This window comes from Bacillus sp. JJ1127 (assembly GCF_036965845.1).
In the GTDB taxonomy this organism is placed as follows: domain Bacteria; phylum Bacillota; class Bacilli; order Bacillales; family Bacillaceae_G; genus Bacillus_A.
This window is the reverse complement of the sequence record NZ_JBALQK010000450.1, coordinates 1-358: the sequence shown is the minus strand read 5'-3', so window position 1 is coordinate 358 and position 358 is coordinate 1. Positions and strand designations below refer to the sequence as shown.

Below are 358 nucleotides of genomic sequence, written 5' to 3'. Positions count from 1 at the left end.
GAGTATTAATTTCTTTCAGTATTTGTTTCAATATTTCAAAATAAACATCTGTCATGTTTGGAGCGAGAATACAATTAGATAAAGTATTCATAATGTGCTCAGGATTATCAATATCAATTTCATTATCTGGTGTAATTTTAAGACAAAAATTTAAAAAGTTTTCGTCATTCAGTTCACAAATAGATTTGATAAGTTTGTTTATATTTCTTTTATTTGCCTCACTAATCCATCCTTCACGTTCTTCATACATCAAATCCTCTAAATACTCATCTTTAAGTTTATTAAATCGATTTCGAAGATTATATATAACATATTCTTTACTGGATATTTCATAATTTGTTATGGCGATGCTATAAAT

General features: G+C 25.7%; 1 protein-coding gene. It reads right to left on the bottom strand.

What is annotated here, in order from left to right; translation table 11 throughout:
• Positions 1 to 307: ABC-three component system protein (locus V7183_RS25775; protein WP_335361317.1), on the bottom strand; the 307-nt coding region annotated here is incomplete at its 3' end.
• Between the last annotated feature and the right edge of the window lie 51 nt (positions 308 to 358).